Source organism: Parabacteroides sp. (assembly GCF_977054455.1).
The window spans coordinates 21,738-45,744 of the sequence record NZ_CDRTCT010000035.1 but is presented as its reverse complement, the minus strand read 5'-3'; the positions used below and the strand labels follow the sequence as shown (position 1 = coordinate 45,744).

At 46.9% G+C, this 24,007-nt stretch carries 24 protein-coding genes and 3 tRNA genes; 13 read left to right on the top strand and 14 right to left on the bottom strand.

The features are described 5' to 3' along the window. Positions 1–634 precede the first annotated feature (634 nt). Genes ACW6QF_RS16265 through ACW6QF_RS16255 form a run of 3 tightly spaced genes read left to right on the top strand, consistent with a single transcriptional unit; the run spans position 635 to position 2,751 of the window. The gene (locus tag ACW6QF_RS16265; RefSeq protein ID WP_456088579.1) at positions 635–1,129 is read left to right on the top strand and encodes a helix-turn-helix domain-containing protein; all 495 of its coding nucleotides are present in this window, start codon (positions 635–637) and stop codon (positions 1,127–1,129) included. Beyond that, the gene (locus tag ACW6QF_RS16260; RefSeq protein ID WP_456088578.1) at positions 1,122–2,372 is read left to right on the top strand and encodes a M23 family metallopeptidase; all 1,251 of its coding nucleotides are present in this window, start codon (positions 1,122–1,124) and stop codon (positions 2,370–2,372) included. Before ACW6QF_RS16265 ends, ACW6QF_RS16260 begins: the two co-directional genes overlap by 8 nt. 10 nt (positions 2,373–2,382) lie before the next feature. After that, complete coding sequence (locus tag ACW6QF_RS16255) at positions 2,383–2,751, top strand: YccF domain-containing protein (protein ID WP_456088577.1); 369 nt, start codon at positions 2,383–2,385, stop codon at positions 2,749–2,751. Positions 2,752–2,761: 10 nt separating this feature from the next. On the opposite strand, the gene ACW6QF_RS16250 is transcribed toward ACW6QF_RS16255, so the two are convergent. From ACW6QF_RS16250 to ribD, 9 genes are all read right to left on the bottom strand, one after another. Next, positions 2,762–3,421 (bottom strand): M15 family metallopeptidase, encoded by a 660-nt coding sequence (locus tag ACW6QF_RS16250; RefSeq protein WP_456088576.1) that lies wholly within the window; start codon positions 3,419–3,421, stop codon positions 2,762–2,764. A 172-nt stretch (positions 3,422–3,593) separates the two neighbouring features. Then, entirely contained in the window at positions 3,594–4,427 is an 834-nt protein-coding gene (gene murI, locus ACW6QF_RS16245) for a glutamate racemase (protein WP_456088575.1), read from the bottom strand. 99 nt (positions 4,428–4,526) lie between these two features. Next, positions 4,527–5,024 (bottom strand): OmpH family outer membrane protein, encoded by a 498-nt coding sequence (locus ACW6QF_RS16240; protein ID WP_298551907.1) that lies wholly within the window; start codon positions 5,022–5,024, stop codon positions 4,527–4,529. 72 nt (positions 5,025–5,096) lie between these two features. Then, the gene (locus ACW6QF_RS16235; protein ID WP_005637338.1) at positions 5,097–5,612 is read right to left on the bottom strand and encodes an OmpH family outer membrane protein; all 516 of its coding nucleotides are present in this window, start codon (positions 5,610–5,612) and stop codon (positions 5,097–5,099) included. Between the two features lie 209 nt (positions 5,613–5,821). Further along, positions 5,822–8,518 (bottom strand): BamA/OMP85 family outer membrane protein, encoded by a 2,697-nt coding sequence (locus ACW6QF_RS16230; protein WP_456088574.1) that lies wholly within the window; start codon positions 8,516–8,518, stop codon positions 5,822–5,824. Positions 8,519–8,532: 14 nt separating this feature from the next. Continuing rightward, entirely contained in the window at positions 8,533–9,276 is a 744-nt protein-coding gene (locus ACW6QF_RS16225; protein WP_456088573.1) for an isoprenyl transferase, read from the bottom strand. 17 nt (positions 9,277–9,293) lie between these two features. Then, positions 9,294–10,013, bottom strand: a complete 720-nt coding sequence (porG, locus tag ACW6QF_RS16220) for a type IX secretion system protein PorG (RefSeq protein WP_456088572.1) — start codon at positions 10,011–10,013, stop codon at positions 9,294–9,296. Positions 10,014–10,100: 87 nt separating this feature from the next. Continuing rightward, positions 10,101–11,480, bottom strand: a complete 1,380-nt coding sequence (locus ACW6QF_RS16215; protein ID WP_298551917.1) for a DUF6242 domain-containing protein — start codon at positions 11,478–11,480, stop codon at positions 10,101–10,103. 116 nt (positions 11,481–11,596) lie between these two features. Continuing rightward, positions 11,597–12,643: a bifunctional diaminohydroxyphosphoribosylaminopyrimidine deaminase/5-amino-6-(5-phosphoribosylamino)uracil reductase RibD gene (ribD, locus tag ACW6QF_RS16210; protein WP_456088571.1), complete on the bottom strand. Its 1,047-nt coding sequence runs from the start codon at positions 12,641–12,643 to the stop codon at positions 11,597–11,599. A gap of 125 nt (positions 12,644–12,768) precedes the next feature. On the opposite strand from ribD, the gene prmC reads away from it, so the two are divergent. Then, positions 12,769–13,617, top strand: a complete 849-nt coding sequence (prmC, locus tag ACW6QF_RS16205) for a peptide chain release factor N(5)-glutamine methyltransferase (RefSeq protein ID WP_456088570.1) — start codon at positions 12,769–12,771, stop codon at positions 13,615–13,617. Then, a complete protein-coding gene (locus ACW6QF_RS16200) occupies positions 13,614–14,114 on the top strand; it encodes a regulatory protein RecX (protein ID WP_456088569.1) in 501 nt (166 codons plus the stop codon). The genes prmC and ACW6QF_RS16200 overlap by 4 nt, the downstream gene beginning before the upstream one ends. Before the next feature lie 43 nt (positions 14,115–14,157). Here ACW6QF_RS16200 and ACW6QF_RS16195 read toward each other — a convergent pair whose 3' ends face one another. Continuing rightward, positions 14,158–14,718, bottom strand: a complete 561-nt coding sequence (locus ACW6QF_RS16195) for an outer membrane beta-barrel protein (protein WP_456088568.1) — start codon at positions 14,716–14,718, stop codon at positions 14,158–14,160. Between the two features lie 5 nt (positions 14,719–14,723). Beyond that, positions 14,724–16,085: a C10 family peptidase gene (locus tag ACW6QF_RS16190; protein WP_456088567.1), complete on the bottom strand. Its 1,362-nt coding sequence runs from the start codon at positions 16,083–16,085 to the stop codon at positions 14,724–14,726. 154 nt (positions 16,086–16,239) lie between these two features. Between ACW6QF_RS16190 and ACW6QF_RS16185 the strand changes: the two genes are divergently transcribed. From ACW6QF_RS16185 to ACW6QF_RS16150, 8 genes are all read left to right on the top strand, one after another. Beyond that, a complete protein-coding gene (locus ACW6QF_RS16185; protein ID WP_456088580.1) occupies positions 16,240–16,920 on the top strand; it encodes a ComF family protein in 681 nt (226 codons plus the stop codon). Positions 16,921–17,046: 126 nt separating this feature from the next. Beyond that, positions 17,047–17,688 carry an orotate phosphoribosyltransferase gene (gene pyrE / locus ACW6QF_RS16180; protein ID WP_008152633.1) on the top strand — a complete coding sequence of 214 codons (642 nt, stop codon included), beginning with the start codon at positions 17,047–17,049 and terminating at the stop codon, positions 17,686–17,688. Between the two features lie 6 nt (positions 17,689–17,694). Continuing rightward, positions 17,695–18,105 carry an SRPBCC family protein gene (locus tag ACW6QF_RS16175; RefSeq protein ID WP_456088566.1) on the top strand — a complete coding sequence of 137 codons (411 nt, stop codon included), beginning with the start codon at positions 17,695–17,697 and terminating at the stop codon, positions 18,103–18,105. 11 nt (positions 18,106–18,116) lie between these two features. After that, complete coding sequence (gene argH, locus ACW6QF_RS16170; protein ID WP_456088565.1) at positions 18,117–19,454, top strand: argininosuccinate lyase; 1,338 nt, start codon at positions 18,117–18,119, stop codon at positions 19,452–19,454. Positions 19,455–19,460: 6 nt separating this feature from the next. Beyond that, positions 19,461–19,922, top strand: a complete 462-nt coding sequence (locus tag ACW6QF_RS16165; protein ID WP_298551925.1) for a Rieske (2Fe-2S) protein — start codon at positions 19,461–19,463, stop codon at positions 19,920–19,922. 75 nt (positions 19,923–19,997) lie between these two features. Continuing rightward, a tRNA-Gly gene (locus ACW6QF_RS16160) sits at positions 19,998–20,070 on the top strand. 21 nt (positions 20,071–20,091) lie between these two features. Further along, positions 20,092–20,176: transfer RNA gene (locus ACW6QF_RS16155), tRNA-Leu, on the top strand. A 24-nt stretch (positions 20,177–20,200) separates the two neighbouring features. Continuing rightward, positions 20,201–20,273, top strand: a tRNA-Gly gene (locus ACW6QF_RS16150). 889 nt (positions 20,274–21,162) lie between these two features. Here the strand turns inward: ACW6QF_RS16150 and gltA are convergent. From gltA to ACW6QF_RS16135, 3 genes are all read right to left on the bottom strand, one after another. Next, a complete protein-coding gene (gene gltA, locus ACW6QF_RS16145; RefSeq protein ID WP_456088564.1) occupies positions 21,163–22,659 on the bottom strand; it encodes an NADPH-dependent glutamate synthase in 1,497 nt (498 codons plus the stop codon). A gap of 18 nt (positions 22,660–22,677) precedes the next feature. Continuing rightward, entirely contained in the window at positions 22,678–23,475 is a 798-nt protein-coding gene (locus ACW6QF_RS16140; protein WP_298549270.1) for a sulfide/dihydroorotate dehydrogenase-like FAD/NAD-binding protein, read from the bottom strand. Positions 23,476–23,570: 95 nt separating this feature from the next. Then, the gene (locus ACW6QF_RS16135; RefSeq protein WP_005637370.1) at positions 23,571–23,954 is read right to left on the bottom strand and encodes a co-chaperone GroES; all 384 of its coding nucleotides are present in this window, start codon (positions 23,952–23,954) and stop codon (positions 23,571–23,573) included. Positions 23,955–24,007 lie beyond the last annotated feature (53 nt).

The following is a 24,007-nucleotide window of genomic DNA, read 5'->3' as shown; positions in this document are numbered from 1 at the left end:
TGGCCTTCTGGCGCAACAGACGCTTGATGGCCCAATCAAAACGGATATACCTGTCCTGCAACTCTTTTCTTTCCATCTCTTCCATGATTTTCAGATCCGACTCTTCCTTTTTCATAGTTACTGTTTTATTAGTTGTTACTTAATCCACAAATATACATATTATATATGAATGGAAGCGAGGAATGGGAAGAATGTTTCGAATATTGACGGATGTAACAGATAAATCATCATTTACCGATTCCATTTTGCTTAAAGCAAACTTATTTCTTACTTATTGTACGGTTTCCCCAAATAGCCGTTGGTCCAAACCGAAACAGCAGCGCATGAAATTTGATTTTATACCCTATAAATTTCAAATTTCCTGCAAGGGTAATATTTTTTAAGAAACAAGATATTTGGCAATAGCCTGAATATTAACAAGCTATGGATAGCTACCTTTTTGGGAGGGGTTCTTGTATTTTTTATCATATATAAATCCGTTTAGAATAGGTTCATTTCCTGACAGAAGTGAACCATGGATGAAGATTTACGGTTCAATCTGCCAATAGCCGAATCACCGGTAAAGGATTTAGCCAATTAAGAAAGCTTACGGATTAATTTTGTATATTTGTTGCAACGTAAAAAACAGTATCATATGGACACAAAAGATTTATTGAACGACAGCAGTATACATCACGGACGCAACCTCGTTCGCCTTATGAATAAAAAAGGACTTAAAGTAGAAGACCTGGAGAAAGCACTCCAATTGTCACAAAAACAGGTAGAGGAACTGATGGAGATGAAAAAGATTGACGACGAGATGTTGGATAAACTGGCAAAGGCTTTGGATGTTTCGGTGGAAACGATCAAGAATATGAAAGAAGAGGAACCTTCTGTTTCATTCCAAAACGATACATTCAATATTGAAAATGAAAATAACACCAACAGCCCTGTATATAATAATATAGTCGGCAATCAGGAACAGACGAACAACCATAAATACGACAATGTTTCCTTCTCCCAAATCATCGACGCCTACCGGCTGATGTTAAAGCAGGAACGGGAAGAAGTCCACAGACTTCAAAAACGGATCGACGAACTGGAAAAACAAACTGGAAAACAAAAGAATCAGAAGCCGGAGAATGAATAAGAGCATCGTCCTATATTCGTTACTCGCAGGACTGCTTACCTGCTTTTCCTGTACACATACGAAACAACAACCCGAAGAAGAAGGCGTCGACAGCGAATGGCTGGACAGCTTGCAACACGTATATCAATACGGCGTTTGCATCGACTCGTTGGACGTGACGGAATATAAGATGAGAAACGGCGATAACCCAGCCTCTATCTTTTCCACCCTCGGTTTCTCCGCCTTGAAAGCGGACAGCATTACGAAAGCCTCCATCAATGTCCTGGACCCGACCAAACTTCGCGCGGGTATGAACTATTATACGTTTACGACACAGGACAGTGTGGCCGATATCCGCTATATCGCCTTTGCCAAATCACTTGTCGACTACGCCGTCATCGACCTGTCAGGCGATTCGATCCTGGCATACGAATTCAACAAGCCCATTACCATCAAACGCCATTACACCGAAGGTACGATCAACTCTTCCCTTTGGAACGTGATCAAGGCAAGCGGGGCGGACCCGTTGCTGGCGATCAAGATTTCGGATGTATATGCCTGGCAGATCGACTTTTTCGATGTGAAGGAAGGGGACGCGTTCCGGGTACTGTACGACGTAGCCTATATAGACGACACGACAGCGTTGAATATCACCTCCATCGAGGGTGCCGTCTTCACGCATCAGGGAAAAGATTTTACAGCCATACCGTTCACCCAGGATAGCGTTTTCGAATATTTCGACCTCGAAGGAAACAGCCTCAGGAAGGCCTTCCTGAAAGCTCCGCTGGATTTCTTTCGCATCACTTCGCGTTTCACAAACGCCCGCTTCCATCCGATCCTGAAACGCTACCGGGCACATCATGGAGTGGACTATGCGGCTCCCGTCGGGACGGAGGTCAAGAGCATCGGGGCCGGTACCGTCGTCGCCAAAGGCTATATGGGCGGCGGAGGCCATACGTTGAAAGTGAAACATAACTCCGTATATACGACTTCCTACATGCACCTGAGCAAATATGCCAAAGGCATACAAGTCGGCAGCCATGTCGGGCAGGGACAGGTAATCGGCTACGTCGGCTCGACGGGCTTTTCGACAGGACCACACCTCGATTTCCGGGTGTACAAGAACGGACAGCCGATCAACCCGCTACAGATGGAAGCTCCGCCTTCGCTGCCGGTCAAACCGGAACTGCGCGACAGCTTCGCAATCGTGAAACAGACGGTGTTGGCGGAATTGGACAGTATGAGAGTAAAAAATAATTTATAATATTGACGCTATGAAGTTTTTGGGAAATATCATCTGGCTTATCTGCGGCGGATTGGTTACCGCTGTGGAATATCTGATATCCAGCTTGCTGCTGATGATTACGATAATCGGTATCCCTTTCGGGTTGCAGACATTGAAGTTAGGAATGCTGGCCCTCTGGCCTTTCGGTAGCCGAGTGACGGACAACGGCAATTCAGGCGGTTGCCTGTGCCTGGTCATGAACGTGATCTGGATCTGCATCGGCGGCTTTTGGATCTACCTGACGCACCTGTTTTTCGGGTTGCTGCTGTGCATCACGATTATCGGTATTCCTTTCGGCCGACAGCATTTCAAGATGGCCGCACTGGCTCTCACGCCGTTCGGAAAAAATATCGCCTAAGAGAAAGGGATCAGTCTATCACCGGATAGTCCTGTCGTGCCTCTGCGCGGGTGCAAGCGTTGAAATGCCACCATTCGTACGGGATGGAACGGAATCCGGCTTTTCGCATAATCCGTCGTAGCAGGCGGCGGTTTTCATATTCGGCACGGGTAATCCGCCCGTTCTCCAGTAATGCCTCTTCGTTATCGGTATGCGCTTCTTCCCCGAAATAATCGAAAGGAGTGCCCATAGGGAGAGGTATTCCCCTCTCGTCGAGGATCGTCAGGTCGACCGCCAGCCCGTAGTTATGCAGGCCGCCTCCGTTCGCGGGATTGCTGACGTAATTCGTCTTATCGGTTCCCCGGACAAGCGCCCACATCTGCCTCTGTACCGACATGGGACGGGCGGCGTCATAGACCACAAACCGCCATCCGGGATGTTCCTGTTTCAACAGCCGATGGGCGACAAGCAGTTTGCGGGCCGCATCGGGATGTAACCAGGCACGGGTGATCCCGGAATAAACAACTTTCCCAAGGAAATTATCCGCCGTCGCATATGCCAGTTCCACCCGCAACGTCGTATCCATAGCGGAAACATCCACCAGGCCTCGTTCCGCCATATATCCATCCAGATCCTGCCCCTGGCAGAAAACGGAGAAAAGTAAAGAGAGTATGATGCAGATATATTTCATAATTTGCAAGATTTGAAACTAAATGTACCACTAAAGAACCAAGTTCGCGGATGACGCGGATCGGGTGGATCTTAACGGATAAAATAATTAAAATCCGCTTTCATCCGTTTCATCCGTTTCATCCGCGTCATCCGCGAACCTGGTTCTTTAATGTTTCAAATATTCTTAATTTTCAATCAATCGAAATCTGTTCCACCTCCACCGGATGGCTCAGAAAGACGGAGGCGGCATCGGAGAATTTGGCGGCGGATTCGGTGGTCAGGAAACGGCAATCGCCTCGCTTTGTCAAACGCGCATCCATTTCGGGATGGCGGCGCAGGTAGTCGGTCAGACTTGCAGCCACATATTCCCCTTGCGAAAACAGAGTGATCCCCGCAGGCAGGAACGCTTTGATCTTTTCGATCAGCAACGGATAGTGCGTGCAACCCAAGACAAGCGTATCGATCTCCGGATCGGCAGCCAGAATATGTTCCAGATGTTTCCGGACGAAATAGTCCGCTCCCGGCGAAGCAAATTCATTATTCTCGACCAGCGGGACCCACATCGGGCAGGCTTCGCCCGTTACCGTCATGTGCGGAAACATCTTCTTTATTTCCATCGAATAGGAACCGGAAGTGATGGTTCCGTTCGTCCCCAAAATACCGACATGCTTGCTCCTGCTGATCTTATCCATCAACTCCACCGTCGGACGGATTACACCCAGCACCCGGCGTTCCGGGTCCCACTGCGGCAAGTCCCGCTGCTGTATCGTACGTAATGCCTTTGCCGAAGCGGTGTTGCAAGCCAGAATCACAAGCTGGCATCCTTCATTGAAAAGCGTCTCCACAGCCTGCCTTGTAAAACGATACACAACCTCGAACGAACGCGGGCCGTATGGCGAACGGGCGTTATCGCCCAAATAAACATAATCATACCCCGGCATCGCTTCCCTGATCTTATCAAATATGGTAAGCCCTCCGTAACCGGAGTCGAAGATGCCAATCGGGCCTGGTGCTGGTGAAAACATGGGAGAAGTTATTAATTTAGAAATTCAAATGAGATATAGACAACAAAGGATGCCCCTCTTGGAAAGGCATCCTTCGCTATTTTATGATTGCTAATTATATTAGTTAATACCTAACTTAGCTTTTACGAACTGAGTTGCGTCAACTGCAGCGTTACCCTGATAAAGAACAATCTGCGGATCCAAGATATAAACATATCCTTTTTCGTCACCGACTGCCTTGATTGCATTTTTCAGTTTGTCCTGGATCGGAGCGAACAACTCACCCTGCTTCTTCTGGAAATCCTGCTGGGAGATCTGGATGAAGTTCTGTGTACGCTGTTCCATATCCTGCAATTCCTGCATTCTTCTCATTTTGATATTTTCTGTCAATGAATCCTGCTGTGCAACAAAATCGGAATATTTCTTATTGTATTCGTCCTGCATCACCTGCATTTCGTTTTTATATTTGGCTTCCATGTCAGCCATCTGTTTCTGCATATTAGCAAATTCCGGCATAGCCTGGATCACTTCCTGCGTATTTACAATCGCAATCTTAGATTCTTGAGCAAAAACGCCCAACGGGAGCATCATCAACAAAAAAATAATCAGTTTCTTCATCTTTCTATAAAATATTACTTGTTATTAATCATATTCTTAACCTGCTTCATTAAAGCGCACAAATGTAAGCATTTATTTTGAATATCCTAACTTTATCAGGACTTCATTGCTTATATCGATCTTCGGAGAAGCAAAAATGATATTCATCGACGACGCCCGGTCCATGACCATCTGATAGCCTTTATCTTCGGATATCTCCTTCACAGCATTGTAGATCTCATCCTGTATCGGTTTCATCAGGCTCTCACGCTTCTTAAACAACTCGCCTTCAGGACCGAAATACTTACGTTTCAAATCCTGTGCTTCCTGTTCTTTCTGCACGATCGCTTCTTCGCGTTTCGACTTCATCTCGGCAGACAGGAATACAAGGTCGCTCTGGTAAGTCTTGTACATGTTCTGCGCTTCCTGCTGAATGGCATCCACTTCGTTCTGCCATTTCTTGGAGACCTGGCTCAACTGCTCATTCGTCATTTCATAAGCCGGAATATTTTTCAATATATATTCCATATCTATTAAAGCAAACTTTTGTGCGTGCCCTGCAAACGAGCAGAGGAACAACAAACAGCTTAAGGCAATAATCTTTTTCATACACATGTCATTTATAGTTTTACCTTCTGACTGCAAAGATAAGAGAATTGAAAATTGAAAGTTGAAAATTGAAAATTAATAAGATACAATTAACAATTTAACAGACTTGCCAAGCACCGCGCAAAGAGGGCCCAAACGCAAAAGAGGCAACCGGATTTGTTTCCGATTGCCTCTTTCTATCTAATTTTCAACTTTCAATTCTCAATTTTCTAAAATTCCTGTCCGATAATGAAGTGGAAGTTGCTGCCGCCTCTCTGGGAGCTTCCGTCGGGACGGTCGAAACCGTAAGCCCAGTCGATACCCATCAAACCGATCATCGGGAGGAAGATACGGACACCGACACCGGCAGAACGCTTCAACTGGAACGGGTTGAACTCTTTCAAATCTCTCCAGGCATTACCGGCTTCCACGAATACCAGACCGTAGATCGTCGAAGACGGTTCCAGCAAGAACGGATAGCGCAACTCCATCGACAGGCGGGAGTAAGCGTAACCATACGAATTGTAACCACCGTTACCGGCGATACTACCGTTTTCGTAACCTCTCAAACCGATCGTTTCGGTTGCATAAGTACTGGAATATCCACTCATACCGTCGCCACCCATATAGAAGGTTTCGAACGGCGATTTCTTATATTTGTTGTAAGAGCCCAGGAATCCGTATTCGACACGCGACATCAACACCGGCGTGCGTTTCACCGTCAGCGGAGCCAACGGAGAGAATATCTTCGCTTTGAATTTCCATTTATGATATTCGATCATGCGGAACTTCGCTTCATCCTGGTCGCTCATATTCTTGTAGTCCTTACCGTCCCACAATGACCAAGGCGGAGTTGCGGCAACCGAGAACATGAACTGTGAACCTCTACGTGTGTACAACGGGTTGTCGATAGAGTTACGCTGCAAGTTCAATTCCAAGTTGATGTTATGACAGTTACCGTTATTCACCAAGAAGTAATCCCAATCTTTCATCATGTACAACTGGTAGTTCAGGGTCGCCATAAACTGGAAATAGTCATCCGGCCAGTTCAAACGCTTACCGTAACCGGCAGAAAGTCCGAACATCATAATCGACTTATCCGGGTCGTAAGCCAGCTCATAGTTACCGTAATTGCCATAACCGTAACCGTAGCCACCATAGCCCCCATAGCCGCCGTAGCCGCCATAATAAGGATAACCGCCATAACTGTAATACGGGTTATAACCATAACTGTTATTGCTCAAATAATTACTACTGATATCCGTCTGTTTGGAGAAGTAGGCGCTCACGGACAATGTATTCGGCCGTTTGCCACCGAACCACGGATCCATAAACGATATGCTGTATGCCTGATAATAACGTCCGTTTGTCTGGCCGCTCAGCGTCAGCGTCTGTCCCTCACCCTGCGGGATAATACCTTTATAGGTACTCGGGTTCAGCAGATTCTTCATGGAGAAGTTCGTAAACTTCAAACTCAGCTTACCGATCACACCCGTTTGTCCCCAACCGGCAGAGAACTCGATCTGGTCGTTAGCCTTTGACACGAGGTTGTACTGGATATCCACCGTTCCGTTATCAGGATCGGGTAGCGGTTGCGGAACCAGGTTTTCCGGATCGAAATGCCCCATCTGCGCGATTTCACGGGTTGAACGCATCAAGTCTTCACGACTGAACAACATACCCGGCTTCGTACGGAGTTCACGGCGCACGATATCTTCATACAGGCGGTCGTTACCGTTAATGATCACCCGGTTGATAGTCGCCTGAGGACCTTCCTGAATACGGACTTCCAAAGAGATGGAGTCGTTTTCGACGTCCACTTCAACCGGATCCGCACCGAAGAAGATGTAACCGTTATTATAATACAAGTTGGAAACGGCATCATCGTCGGTCGTCAACCGTTCATTCAGTTTCTTCTGGTTGTAAACGTCGCCCGGCTTCATGCCTAAAATATACAACAGCTGTTCCGTCGGATATTTCGTATTACCGACAAAGTTGACATCCTTCAGATAATATTTGTCGCCTTCTTCCACTTTCAGGAAGATATCCACACGTTTATCGTTATAGTTCACAACACTGTCTTCCACAAGAACAGCGTCGCGATATCCCTTTTCGTTATATTTCTCGATAATGTGCTTCTTATCGTTTTCGTATTCTTCAGTCGTAAACTTCTTCGTGCTGAATGCTTCCAGGATACTGCTCTTCCAGTCGTTCTGCAAACTGAACTTTTCGTTCGTCTTCTTCATCGCCTTCTTCAACTCGCGATCGGACAACGCGCTGTTTCCTTCGAAATGGATCTTGTGGATTTTAGTCTTTTCGTTCTTGTTGATGTTGATGTCTACGATCACTTCGCCTTCATGCGCGATATCGTCCTTCTGGAGGATTTCGACATCCACATTCTTAAAGCCTTTGCCATCGAAGAACTTCTTGATCAGCGTGGTCGCACGGTCGATCAGGTTAGGAGTCACCTGGTATCCCTTGCGCAATCCCAGACGGGCTTCCAGATCCTCGCGTTCTCCCTTCTTGATGCCATGATAGTTGACTTCCGAAATACGCGGACGCTGCTTGAGTTGGATTTCCAGCCAAACCTTGTCGCCGTCTACTATTTTAGTAGCCAAAATTTTCACATCCGAGAATAGCCCATGTTTCCAGAAACGTTTCACCGCATCCGTAATGGCTCCGCCCGGCTCGGGTATCGTAATTTCGTCCCCCTTAGACAAACCGGAAAAGCCTATCAACACGAAATCATCATAACTTGTAATCCCTGTCACCCGGATACTATCAATAATATACCTTTTGGGAGGTGACGAATAGGAAATGACCGGTACTTCTCCCGGCTCTTCAACCTTGGTAGTGTCAGTTTCCTGGGCAAAAGCCCCGCAGGCAAATCCCAGAAACATGAAAAACAGCACTATTCTTTTGTACATATAACAGCTATTGTTTATAAGATTAATTGCTCACTTGTCTTACCGAAGCGCCGTTCACGCTGCTGGTAATACAATATAGCTCCATACAACTCTTCTTCTCTAAAATCCGGCCAATACACATCGGTAAAGAAAAATTCGGCATACGACAACTGCCAAAGCAGGAAGTTGCTGACGCGTTGTTCTCCTCCCGTACGGATCAACAAATCCGGATCGGGAATACCTTTGGTTGTCAGGTAATCCGAGACGACAGCCTCGGTTATATCGTTGGGGTTTATTTTCTTCTCCACAACTTCCCCGGCCAGGCGTTTCACAGCTTCGGTTATTTCCCAACGGGCCGAATAACTCAAAGCCAATATGAGCGTGACGCCCGTATTGGCCGAAGTCTGTGCGATACAATCCTGCAAGGTGGCATGTGCATCTGCCGGCAAGCGGTCGAGATTGCCGATCGCCATCAGACGGACGTTATTTTTCATCAGGTCGGGAGTCTCGCGATGAATGGCTGCTACCAGCAAGCTCATCAATGCCTGTACCTCAGCCTCCGGACGATTCCAGTTTTCCGTCGAAAACGTGTACATCGTCAGATATTTCAAACCCACGGTTGTAGCGGCTTCGACGACTTTACGGACAGAGACAACGCCCTCCTGATGCCCGTAGCTCCGGTCCTTTCCCTTCGCTTTGGCCCAGCGTCCGTTGCCGTCCATAATAATCGCCACATGCTGCGGCAATCGATTTTTGTCTATTTGTTCAATCAGCGACATAGTGTTTTCATCTATAACTACTGTATATTATCTATATTCTTCGCGTTGTTGCAGGTCCTGCATCGCGGGCCGAAATCCCAGGTAACCGTAAACAACAAAAAAGAATACCAATCTTTATTCTTCAAAAAACTACCTTTCATATGGTAGGGATCATCCAGAAACGCGTTGCCATCGTCCGTCACGTCCAAACCATCGCCAAACAGTTTGCGAAACGAGAACTCGCATCCCAGGTTGATCCTGTTCTTAACCTTGTATTTCAAACCTACACCGAGCGGAATGTTCGGACCGGCAAAAGTCTTTCCGCTACCCGGCGCCACCGTCACACCCAAACCCATAAAAATATAGGGAGTGAAACGTCTTGCGTTCGAATACGCAAATTTGTCACTGTACGGAAAGAAGTTGAACTCCATCTGTCCGCCCAGTTCGATCAGGTTCCGGCTGAAAGAACCTTGTGCATGATCCGGAAAAACATTTTCCTGTCCTTCCGTCGTGCCTGAGACCTTCCCCCACATCAGATTGGTCTTTAAAGCCCACCTGAAATTGGGATTATAGCGGAAAACAGCTCCGAACGCGGGATTCAGCCCCTTGAAAAAAGCGTTCTTGTTGACATCGCCCATATAAAAGGCTCCGCCAGCCATTCCTCCGATCTCGTATTTATATTCTTGTGCGTGAAGACCGGTCATGCAACCGGCCAAAAGGACTAATATGAGTATGCGCTGAAAAAGAGTTGAAGTCATAATCGTTTTCTGTTATAATCTATACCTTCTTCTCTAACGCCGAATCGCCCATAAAATTATATGGTCCTCCACGAACTTTCTTCATGCTTAAAAACCCAGGCGGTTAATACGGCCGCGCCAGATTTGGTTCAATACATTCGAACTATCGGTTTCTTTTCCGCCGAAAAGATACATATAATTGTCCTTATCCACATAGATAGAAGAGAACCCTCTTGCTTTGAAATCCTGCGGCATCACGACCAGTGAATCCGACAGGCTCCAGTTTACGCCGCCGTCACGCGACAGGTAAATGGCGGAAGAAGCCTTTCCTGCTTCATTGATTCCGCTCAGCATAAACATCTTATCGTCATACTCCACTACGGCAACCCCTTCCTGTTTATCAAAAGGAGCCGCTTCGTCGTCCGTCAGTTTCGCCCAGACCTTGCCGTCTTCGGTCGACCAGGCCGTATTCGTCAGTTTATTGTCCTTATCCCGCCCTGCAACTACCAAGAGGCGGGCGCGGAACATCGAATTATAGGAAACGCTACCGAAAGCGGCCAAAGGGAAACCTTCGTTCAGGAGAGTTCCTTCGTTCCATTCCTTCGCTTCATTCATGTACCCGTAAACGAGCGTGCCGTCCTTGTCGATAACAGCGCTAAGGGCTGACGGCTGTTTGCCGGCCGCCGTAAAGTCGTCGTCCACATCGATAGCGCCTAAAAGGGCTTTTATCACCGGAGTATTTCCGACAGGCGACCAGTCCCGGCCATCGGCCGAACTATAGAGAGCGCCTTTCGTCGTAACGGCATAGAAGGCATCTTCATAAGCAGTAATCTGCGACAAACGGATTTCTCCGGCAGGAAGACCCGAAACAGCCAACTTCGTCCAGTTCTTGCCGTCCGTAACAGCCGAGCGGTACAGCTGGTAGCCTTCGCTTGCGTTTACAGGCTGCGTAAACATATAATAAGACTCGTCGCTTCCCTCACCGAAAACAACGACTTTCTCTTCCTTGACAGCACCGTCCGTAATGCCTTCTTTGTAAATGCCCCAAACCATCGAGTCGGGAACTACCTGGTGGATATTGACTTGTGCGAGATAGGCCTTTGTGGTTTCGCCATCCCACAAGGTATTCACAAACTTCACCGGCTTGGAGAAGTCCAGCGAGTCTTCCAGATTCCAGTAAATCGTATCGCCGACCGCTTCCTGCATGACCTGGCAGGTATATACAGTCGAAGCCAGCTTGACCGTGCAAATCACTTTTTCATCCAGCTTCGTCCCATAAGGCATGGAATCGATATTGAAGATATGTCCGGTTACCTGGTCGATCGTAAAAACGACATTCGCCAGCTCCGGAATGGAATCATTCGACAAAGAAAAAGATAGAATCTGACAATCTCTACTCAGCTCATATTCCGTCTCATCCGAGCCCAGGCAAGACGACAATAACAGAGCACAACATCCGGCTATAAACAGTACTATTCTATTTTTCATTAAAAAATAAGTTTGTTGCATATAAAGGCACAAAAGTAGAAACATTTTTTGCTTTATGCCTCATATAGGAGAATATTTATAATATTTTAGTGTCGTTACGAATTATAAAGTTCATTTTAAACCTTCCGTTTCCAGGTTTCCAGAAGATGCCCATGCCTCTGCTCCGTAGCGGTCAACACGCCGGAAACAGCAGGCGCTTTCACCCCCGCGCCCAGAACAGCCGGAGCCGTTTCGACCCAAGCCTCGTCCCACAAGCCGGCATCAAGGAAACTTGCCAGCAACCCCGCGCCTCCTTCGACCATCAACGAATTCAAATTCTGCCCATATAAGTATTGCAGGACTTGCGGCAAGACCTCCTGCCCGAAATCGATCCGCACGTACTCGACATTCGGCCGGCTTCCGGCTTCGACGGCTGTGAATACGAGCGTGCGCACCGCACCGTCCAGCAGATGCGAACCGGCCGGCAACTTCAACGTCCGGTCGAGCACCACCCGGACCGGAGACCGGCCGACCCAATGCCGCACGGTCAGCGACGGATTGTCCAACAACGCCGTACGCGTCCCGACCATAATGGCCGCCACTTCGGAACGGAGCCGGTGCACCCTTCGGAGCGTCTCGGCCGAAGACAGAAGCACCGGGTGTTCGGAAGCATCCTTACGCCGGACATCCATAAAGCCATCTGCGCTCTGCGCCCATTTCAGGTAGACATAAGGACGTTTCCGTATCTGGAAAGTCATAAATGCAGGATTCAAGGCACGAGCCTCTTCTTCCAGCACTCCCGTCACGACTTCGACCCCCGCCTCGCGCAGCATGCGCACTCCCCGCCCCGACACTTCCGGGAACGGGTCCAACGTACCGACCACGACACGCGGAATGCCTTTCCTTATAATCAATTCCGCACAAGGAGGCGTCTTTCCGTAATGGGAACAAGGTTCGAGGCTCACATAGAGAGTGGAATCCCGCAAAAGCGCTTCATCCCGGACGGAAGCCACCGCATTCACTTCGGCATGCGCTTCGCCGCACTTGCGATGAAACCCTTCACCTATGATCTTTCCTTTATGCACAATCACCGCACCGACCATCGGGTTCGGAGCCGTATTGCCCTCTCCTCCCCGCGCAAGTTCTATGCAGCGGGCCATATATTTCTCTTCGACAACCATCATTGCAAATTTATTCGCGACTAAGGTACGGAGAAATCGGCTATATTTCCGCTTCGATCTATCATATTTTCAAAAACCCGCCTTATATAAGCGGAGAATTCCGTACTTTTGCAGAAAAATATATTCGCATGACTGAAACCATCGCATACATCAAGGAATCATTGAGGAATCTATATCCGTCTTCCGAGGTCAGCAGCCTGGTCCGTTTAATCATGGAGCGGGTCTGCAATATTCAGCCGCATCATTTTTTATTTTGTAAAGACAAAGAATTGTCCGAAAGCGAAAAGAACCGGATTCATGAAATAGTCGGACGCCTGAAACAGATGGAGCCTATCCAATATATATTAGGTACGGCCGATTTCTACAGCCTCCAGTTCGAAGTGGACCCGTCCGTCCTGATACCGCGCCCGGAAACCGAAGAACTGGTCGAACAGGTCATCATCGACAACGCCGATAAAAGGATCAAGATATTGGATATCGGGACCGGCAGCGGTTGCATTGCCGTCACGCTCCGGAAACATCTGAAGAAGGCAAGCGTGATCGCTACCGACATTTCAAGGGAAGCCTTGAGAACAGCCCGCAGGAATGCCAAACGCAACAATGCGACGGTCACTTTCATCCATACAGATATCCTGGACCCGGACAAAGCGGAAATGGACATTCCGTTCATTCTGGACGTCATCGTCAGCAACCCGCCCTATATCAAGGAGGAAGAAAAGAAAGACATGGAGAGGAACGTGCTGGACTACGAACCTCACCTGGCTCTTTTCGTCCCGGACAACGACCCGTTGCTCTATTACTGGCATATTGCCCATTTCGGAAGGAAAAAGCTGAGAAGAAACGGTCGTCTCTACTTCGAAATCAATGCGGCATGCGGCGAGATGGTTGTCGAGATGCTGGAAGAAGAAGGCTATAAGAATATCGAATTGATCCAGGACCTGTCGGGCAGGGACCGGATCGTAAAAGCACGCAAATGAAACAAATCAGCGAATCTGAAATGCTCCACCAGGCAGCCGCCTACTGTTCTGCCAGCGAGCGCTGCATCCAGGATGTGGAAAAGAAAATCAAGGCGGCGGGACTGACCGGAGAAGAAAGCGACCGGATCATCGCGCGTCTGCTGAAAGAACGTTTCATCGATGAAAGCCGCTTCGCCCGCTACTTCGTAAACGACAAACTGCGCTTCAACAAATGGGGACGTGTCAAGATCAATTACGAAATGCAACGGAAAGGCATCCCGTCCGATGTCCGTGCGGAAGCATTGGCGGCTATCGACGAACAGGAATATCAGTCCATCCTCCTTTCCCTTCTGAAAAGCAAAAAGAAATCTACCCGCGGCAAGGACAACCGGGACGTTTACATAAAGCTACTTCGTTTTGCCGCCGGACGCGGCTTCGAAAGCAGGGATGCCGGCCGTTGCCTGAAACAACTGTTCAACAGTTCTGGCTATGAAGAATATGACAGCGATGATTATTGATCGAATCGATTCGTTTCAATGGTCATCGCTATCATTACACAAACTATTTGTTCCTTCTATACAAACACCAACCAACCGATATTTGAAATACACTATTCCTCATAGGATCAAAACCGCTTGTTTTCATATTTGACAATAAACCAATGTTGTAATTAGCAGCCAAGTCTAATCCGAACTGAAAACGATATCCCAGACCAAACGTTGCAGACAACATACAGTTGCGAGATTCGGCAGGAGCACCTCCATCAAACAGCATCGTATTGCGGTCCAGACAAATATCCATTTGAGGCCCGACAAAAACATTTAAACCTTTACAGGCAGGTATATAATATTTACCTTTCAAAGGAATCAACAGGTAATGATCCTTCTGGCGATACCCATCGAAGTAAACTCCCTGCATCGAATATAAAACATCAGCTTCCAATGCCCAACAATCTTTTTTCCATTCTCCGAACAGCCCGACATTTCCGAAACATCCCCAATCATCCGCGTAATTGGTTATTCGAGCCATATTCAAACCTCCTCGGATACCTATTGCCCATTCTTGAGCCGAAGCGTTCAAAAACAACAAAGCTAAAATTAAGCATACAATTACTCGTTTCATGATTATCACTTTATTCCGTTCAACATTTTTCTATTTTTAGTATAATTGAAAGGTTCTTTCTTACCTTCACCCTTATCATAATACCCAGTAAAGCTACTATACCAACCATCAGCATTACCGTATTGCCCCCAATTACATCTTAGATATTGACTTATCGTTCCTCCAATATCTACTTTTATTCTCCAAATATCATACCCGTCATCTTTTTCATATAAATCATAATTCGTAACAATCACAGTTTTTGTTCCTTCCACTAACCATGCATGCCCTCCACTACTATCACCTCCACGAAGCAAAACAGGTCCACAAGTGTTCAATGCCCTTTGTAAATCCAGATAATCATAATCACATTCACCTCCCACACTATATCCATTATTTTTTAAAAACTCCGCCGATTTATCTAAACTGGAATTAGTTCCAGAAACTTTTGGATCTCCTATCTTCATACTATAAAATAAATCGTACATAAGTGATTGCAATTTTTTATTATAACTATCCGGCATCAATGTAATACTATTCCAATCATTTAAAGTAATATCTTTATATGCCTTTTTATGATAAGCCATTATTTGAGCTACTGCTACCATTTGACATCCTACCCAAGCTTTTCCATTTTTAGTTTCAATGCCACTGACCAATGGAAGCAACTCATTATACGGATCAGCCTGCCCCCATTTTGTCTTCAACAATTTCTCATTAACAAGTTCTTCATATCCTGTATCTCCACTTCCCATATAAGTGTAGTCCCACGGAACATATGAAACATCAGGGACTGTCCATGTATGAATATTACCATCATCAACCCAACCTTTGGTTTTAATAAAACGCATCTGCACTTCTCTATATAAAGAATCTTGATTATAGGAGCTTACCTTTTGTTTCATATACACAGCAAGTTCATCACAAAACAATTTTAACCCCTTATTAGATACAGTATCAGAAATAGAACCCTTTTCACAAAAAGAAAAAACTTCTGGCACCCGATAATCTGCGGAAACTATAGAAAATCCCATATCTCCATCTTTAGCAAATTCTACTATATAACAAGATACATTTTCTTCACTCTTTGTGAAAATTTTATCAAAGAACACTTTCCGACAAGACTTTATTTCAAAAAAGCTATTGTTTTTTGTCTGAACTTTTTCCATAAACATTTTTTGTACCATTAATATTGCCTCTTTCTCAGGAATCACAGTACTACCATTCGATTCAATCCTTAATGCTAAAGCCTCATCTAAAGACAAATCTAATTCTAACATTTTCACATTACACTTGACTTTCTCATTTATATTTTCTGAACAAGAAATAAAAACAATGAGCATTAAACCTAAGCAAATCAAATTGCTATAAAAAATAGTTTTATTCATAAGCATTTTATTTAAAAGTTAATTATTCATTTTGCCATAAAGATAGTAAATTTAAACACATCATCAAAAGCATAATAAAAAACTTTGGCTAAATTTGATGCCATAGCCAATAACCAATTATTTCTTATCTTTACAAAAATAATTAATCGTTATGATGATTTTGAATGACCTCCTGAACCTATTCTATCCCCGCCTCTGCCTGCTCTGCCAGACACCATTGGTGAAAGGGGAAGAACACATTTGCCTGCATTGTTCGGATCATTTGCCCTACACGCATTTTACGGATATGGAGACCAATCCGGTCTGCCGGCTTTTCGAAGGAAAAGTATCTTTCGTTGCCGCCACCGCTTTGCTCCATTTCACGAAAGGGGGAAGCGGGCAAAAACTGATCCATTCCTTAAAATATCATGGAAACAAAAAGCTCGGATACGAACTGGGGCGCATGGCGGCCACCGCCTATCGGGAGACAGGGTTGTTCGACACCGTCGATCTCCTCCTGCCGGTTCCGCTTCATCCAAAGAGAATGAGACAACGGGGCTATAACCAATCGGAATGGATCGCACGCGGCATTCAATCCGTCATCGGCATACCGGTCGACACGTCGTCTTTATCCCGTATCAAAAAGACGGAAAGCCAAACCCGCAAGCAGATATTCGAACGGTCGGAAAACGTAGAGGACATCTTTCGCCTAAGCAATGCCGATGCTTTGAAAAACAAACACGTTCTGCTGTTGGACGATGTCATTACGACCGGTTCCACCATAAGTGCCTGCGCAAAGGCTATGAAAGCCATATCCGGCATCCGGATCAGTATTTTGGGCATAGCCGTGGCATAAGCCGGCACAAACTCACCCTAAACCTGTTATACAATATGTATGGCTTATTTTTTTGAAGAACTACAAGGTTATCTCATTCCCTTTGTCTACCTTTGCCAACTGATATAAACATATTTATTAGGTTGTATGAAAACACTGGAAAGATTAGTAGCAGAGAGATTATTAAAGATTAAGGCGGTCAAATTGCAGCCGGCCAATCCTTTCACATGGGCATCCGGTTGGAAATCACCAATCTACAACGACAACAGAAAGACACTTTCCTATCCGGAAATCAGAAGTTTCATTAAGCTGGAACTGGCTCGCACAATCAGCGAAAAGTACGAAAATGCCGATGCTATCGCCGGTGTTGCAACCGGAGCAATCGCCCAGGGTGCATTAGTTGCCGACCTGCTGGGTCTGCCGTTCGTGTACATCCGTTCAACTCCTAAAGATCATGGATTGGAAAACCTGATCGAAGGCGAACTGAAGCCGGGTTCGAAAGTCGTGATCGTAGAAGACCTGGTTTCTACTGGCGGCAGCAGCTTGAAGGCCGTACAGGCTGTCCGCAATTTCGGTTGCGACGTTGCCGGCATGGTTGCCATCTTCACATACGGTTTCCCTGTTGCAGTAGAGGCTTTCAAAGAAGCAAAAGTAACGTTGACGACCCTGAGCAACTACGATGCAGTCCTGGAAGAAGCATTGCGCACAGATTACATTGACGAATCCGAAATCGCAGTCCTTCAGGAATGGCGCAAAGATCCGGCAAACTGGAATCCCGAAGCAAAGTAAGTGGAAATGACTGAATTTGTTAGTGAAGTGAAAACGATCCCCTTTAACGAGGATCGTATTTTTAATATGCTGTCCGACCTCTCCAACCTGGAAAAGGTGCAGGACCGCATACCGGAGGATAAGATTAAAGATTTCGAGTTCGACAAAGACTCTTGCAGTTTTTCCGTCGCACCGGTAGGCAAGATAACCTTCCAGATCGTGGAACGTGAACCGAACCAGACAATCAAATTCACGACTACGAACTCTCCTGTCCCCCTGTTCCTCTGGATCCAGTTGAAACAGGTAGAAGAGAACGACACACGGATGAAAATAACCGTCCGCGCCGAACTGAATCCGTTTATCAAACCAATGGTATCAAAACCGTTGCAGGATGCGATCGACAAGATATCGACCATACTGGCATCCCTGCCTTATTAATTGTATTTTTGATGGCTCAGAAACTTTGGGAAAAGAATGTTCAGGTAGACCAGGAAGTGGATACCTTTACGGTAGGCAAAGACCGGGAGATGGATCTCTATCTCGCCAAGTACGACGTGCTCGGCTCGATGGCTCATATCACCATGCTGGAAAGCATCGGGTTGCTTACCAAAGAGGAACTGACGGTTCTGCTTGCCGAACTGAAAAATATCTATGCCGTTGCCGACAGCGGCCGGTTTGTAATTGAAGAGGGCGTGGAAGACGTCCACTCACAGGTAGAATTGATGCTGACACGCCGCTTGGGCGATACGGGTAAAAAGATACACAGCGGCCGTTCACGCAACGACCAGGTGTTACTGGACCTGAAATTGTTCACCCGCGCACAGATCCAGGAAATCGTAGAACTGGTATCCGGCCTGTTCGAGGTGCTGATCTCGCAGAGCAACCGGTATAAGGACGTGCTGCTTCCCGGATATACGCATTTGCAGATTGCCATGCCGTCGTCGTTCGGACTTTGGTTCGGCGCCTATGCCGAAAGCCTGGCCGACGATTTGCAGATGATGCAGGCGGCCTATAAGGTTTGCAACCGCAACCCGTTAGGCTCTGCTGCCGGATACGGATCTTCATTTCCCCTCCGACGCCAGATGACAACAGACCTGCTTGGCTTCGACTCGCTCGATTACAATGTCGTTTACGCCCAGATGGGACGCGGCAAGATGGAACGTACCGTGGCTTTTGCCATGGCCGGAATTGCGGCCACACTTTCCAAACTGGCATTCGACGCTTGCATGTTCAACAGCCAGAACTTCGGTTTTATCAAATTGCCGGATCAGTTCACGACAGGCTCCAGCATCATGCCGCATAAAAAGAATCCGGACGTATTCGAACTGACACGGGCCAAATGTAACAAACTCCAAGGATTGCCCCAGCAGATTACGCTGATCAGCAACAACCTTCCGTCAGGTTATTTCCGCGACTTGCAGATCATAAAGGAGGTATTCCTCCCCTCTTTCGACGAGTTGAAGGATTGCCTCCGCATGGTTACGCACATGATGCGGGAAGTGAAAGTGAACGAGCATATCTTAGACGATGACAAATATGCGCTCCTCTTCAGTGTGGAAGAAGTAAACCGTCTCGTTCTGGAAGGCGTGCCTTTCCGTGACGCTTACAAGCAGGTCGGATTGAACATCGAAGCGGGGAAATTCGTGCCTGTCAAGGAAGTCCACCATACACACGAAGGAAGTATCGGTAATTTATGCAATGACCGGATTTCCGCCCTGATGCAAAATATTGTGGACGGTTTCGCGTTTAATAGAGTAAACGAGGCTGAACAACAGCTCTTATCTTAATAAACGATGAAACGATTTTTATTTTGCTTGTTTATTTTATGTATATTTTCATGCTCTAAAGTGGCAGAAACTACTATACCTAATTATCCCGTTTATCTTGAATTGGATTTGACATTTGAGGATCGTGCATTAAAAGCTGTACAAGCCTATAAAATTTATACACGATCAAATATCGGTCCACTTGAAACTGCAGGATTTGGTGGAGTTTTGGTTTATCACGGTTTTAGCAATAATGGAGGAACTGGAGAAACCTACTATGCATTTGATGCAGCATGTCCTTTTGAAGCCCAAGCAAATGTAAAGGTTGAAGTGGATGAAAACGCTATTTATGCTATCTGCCCTAAATGTGGCAGTAAATTCGAAATTTTAAATGGTATTGGAAATCCTGTTGAAGGGCCCAGTAAAAGTTATTTACGACAATACTCTGTTTCCCAAGCAAACAATAAACTTTATGTAAGAAACTATTAATTTTTCGTCCAAAATATTTGCAGAAACAAAAATTTAATCTACCTTTGCACTCGCAAACGAAAACATTGCAATAACGCGGAAGTAGCTCAGTTGGTAGAGCATAACCTTGCCAAGGTTAGGGTCGCGGGTTCGAGTCCCGTCTTCCGCTCATCTCTTAAGAGAAAGGGATGCTCGAATGGTGGAATCGGTAGACACGAAGGACTTAAAATCCTTTGGCCATTGCGGCTGTGCGGGTTCAAGTCCCGCTTCGAGTACACAAGTTTGAGCAAACATGTTTTGCGGAAGTAGCTCAGTTGGTAGAGCATAACCTTGCCAAGGTTAGGGTCGCGGGTTCGAGTCCCGTCTTCCGCTCGCTTCCAAAAGGCCTCGTTATTCTTAGGAATAGCGGGGCTTTTTATTTTTTAGCCTTTGGCATGTATGAATGCATATCTTTGTATCACCATGCATAGGCATCCATTTCCAAACGGATGCCCATCCATATAAAAACGGATGCCCATCGATGTAAAAACGGATGCCCATCCAACCTCAAACAGACGCCCGAACCATATAAATCTACCCGCCCCCTACCCGGAAAAATACAAAAATCTGCCAAGTTTGCCAAATCTACTCCCCCTATTATAAATGCCGGCATTTTGATAAAAACAGGAGTAAAAGATTATATATCAATAAATTAACACATTTCATAGCTCATGAATGCAATTGAACCATGCCCCTTACACGGACAGAATTTTACTTCACCCCATACAGAACCGGGAGGGAACTACATTGAATAATAGTAGAACCCCGCCCCTACAAGAGGGTGTGTCTAAAAGAAAATCCTGCTTACAATAGACACAATTCAGGCACGGATTACGCGGATTACACGGAAAGATAATAAATTTATCCGTGTAAATCCGTGAAATCCGTGCCCTAAAGATCGTGATAAAGGAGTTTTGACACACCGCCTTCCCGATTGAAAGGCAAAGGGAATTTTTGTCCGTGTATTTCACTCCATGGTATCGGGAAATTGAATAAAAAGAGGAGGAAAAAGCTCATAGAACACTAATTATAAACACATTACAACAGATACGATCAAAATATGCATTTATAAAGTGCCCTTGGCAAATTGGGCAGATTTGGCAGATTTCGACTTTGATTATCCACAAAAACAAATAGGTTATCACAAATGAGGACCGTATCAATGTCCGTTCGTGTCACACCCGGCTTTTGATACGATCCTCATTTCTCAGGTTATTATCCTCTATACTTTTCTATCGACAAGACCCGACTTATCCCCCAAAGCCTCATCCATCGCAACGGCCGCCTTACGGCCGTCACCCATTGCCAGGATTACGGTTGCGCCGCCACGGACGATGTCGCCACCGGCATATACATCAGGCAAGGCGGAGCGCATATTTTCTTCATTCACCACGATCGTTCCCTTCTTGCTTACTTCCAATCCCTGGAAAGCACGCGGGATAAGCGGATTAGGAGAAACGCCGACGCTGACGATCACTTCGTCCACATCGATCGTTTCGATGGCTCCTTCGACAGGAACAGGACGACGACGACCGGAAGCATCCGGTTCGCCCAGCTCCATCTTCTGCAAGCGCATCTGCTTGACACGCCCCCGTTCGTCACCAAGATATTCGACCGGATTATGCAACGTCATGAACTCCACACCTTCCTCCTTGGCATGTTTCACTTCCTCCAGACGGGCAGGCATCTCTTCTTCGCTGCGGCGGTAGACGATCATGGCACGTTCGGCCCCCAAACGGCGTGCCGTACGGACCGAGTCCATCGCCGTATTGCCACCACCGATGACAGCCACCTTCTTACCCTGCAAGACAGGCGTATCGCTATCCGGATTGGCTGCATCCATCAGGTTGACACGCGTCAGGTATTCGTTGGACGACATCACCCCGATCAGGTTCTCGCCCGGAATATTCATAAAGTTAGGAAGCCCGGCGCCACTGGCTGCGAAGATTCCTTTGAAACCATCGGTATGCAGGTCTTCATAGCTGATCGTCTTACCGACAATACAGTTTGTCATGAACTTCACCCCCATCTTGCGGAGGACTTCTATTTCGACATCCACGATCTTATTCGGCAGACGGAATTCGGGAATACCGTATTTCAATACGCCGCCGATCTCGTGCAAGGCTTCGAACACCGTCACGTCATAGCCGCGCTTCGCCATATCGCCGGCAAAAGAGAGGCCGGCGGGACCGGAACCGACAACGGCAATCTTAATGCCGTTCTTCTCCGCCACTTCCGGAACGGAAATGTTTCCGCTTTCCCGTTCGTAATCGGCGGCAAAACGCTCTAGGTAACCGATTGCGACAGCCGGTTTCCCCATCTTCAGATGAATGCACTTGCTCTCGCACTGTTTTTCCTGCGGGCATACACGGCCGCAGACAGCCGGCAACGCGCTTGTTTCCTTCAGCACTTTGGCCGCTTCCAGGAACTCGCCCCGCTCGATGTTCTTCACAAAAGTCGGGATATTGATACTCACCGGGCATCCTTGCATACAGGTAGGATTCGGACAGTCCAGACAACGCCGGGCTTCCTGCATGGCCTGTTCTTTCGTCAATCCGAGGTTCACCTCTTCGAGGCGGGTATGGCTGCGGTATTCCGCATCCAGTTCATTCATCTCCACACGGGGAATATCCGTGCGTTCCTTATTCTTTTTGCTTTTACGCAGTGCTTCTCTCCACGGTTCGGCACGACGGGCAGCGATCAGTTCTTCTGTTGTCATTTGTTTACTGTGGTTTCGTTATTTCTTTTCAATATCTTTATAAGCACCGAGGCGCATCAACATCTCATCGAAGTCTACCTGGTGAGCGTCGAACTCCGGTCCGTCCACACAGACGAACTTCGTCTTCCCTCCGACCGTGATACGGCAAGCGCCGCACATTCCGGTCCCGTCCACCATGATCGTGTTCAGGGAGGCGACGGTCGGGATCTCGTACTTCTTCGTCAGGGCAGAGACGAATTTCATCATGACGGCCGGGCCGATCGTGACGCACAGATCCACCTTTTCGCGGTTGATCACACTTTCCACGCCATTCGTCACCAAACCTTTCGTACCGTAAGAACCGTCGTCTGTCATCACGATCACCTCATCGGAGTTGGCACGCATCTGTTCTTCCAGGATCACCAGGTCCTTTGTACGGGCGGCCAGCACTACGATCACACGGTTGCCCGCCTTATGGAAAGCCTCCACGATCGGCAATAAAGGAGCCACTCCGACACCGCCGCCGGCACACACGACCGTACCGACTTTCTCGATATGGGTGGCTTGCCCCAGCGGGCCGACGAGATCGGTAATATAATCGCCGACATTCAGTTCGCATATCTTCTTCGACGAACCGCCTACAGCCTGGATCACGAGTGTGATGGTTCCTTTCGTGGTATCAGCTCCGGCAATGGTCAGGGGAATACGTTCGCCCTTCTCACCCACCTTCACGATAACAAAGTGGCCTGCCTTACGGGAGCGGGCAATCAAAGGTGCTTCCACTTCCAGTTTCACTACGTTGGCAGAGAAATGTTCTTTACTTACAATTTTATTCATTATAATCGCTACTATTGATAGTTAGTCTTGTTGATTTGGTTGCAAAAATACATCAAAAAACTGGATAGCACAGTATTTTGCCAAACAAAAAGGAGTTATTCGAACAAACCTTCGTCGCGAACCAACATCAAAATAGCCGAATGAGGGACAATCAGGAACTTCTCTTCATTAAAATTGATCTCGTAGGCCGCATTCTGCAGAAAGACAGCCAGATCTCCCTCATGCGCCTGCAAAGGAAGATAATGCACCTCGCCCTCTTTCTTCTTTTCCCATACTTCATGTTCCTCACTCTGGGAAGGAAGCGGGAAACCGGGACCGACCTTGATGATATAGCCGCTCTGAATCTTCTCCTGCTGGACGGTAGGCGGCAGGTACAATCCGGATTTTGTCTGGCTCTGCGGGTTCTTCGGCTTGATAAGCACCTTGTCACCCACCATCAGGAACTTATCTATGTCTTTCTGATCTATTGCTAATTGCATGACTTTTATGTTTATGATAATTTAGAGAACAAAGATATAAAATACGTTGCATA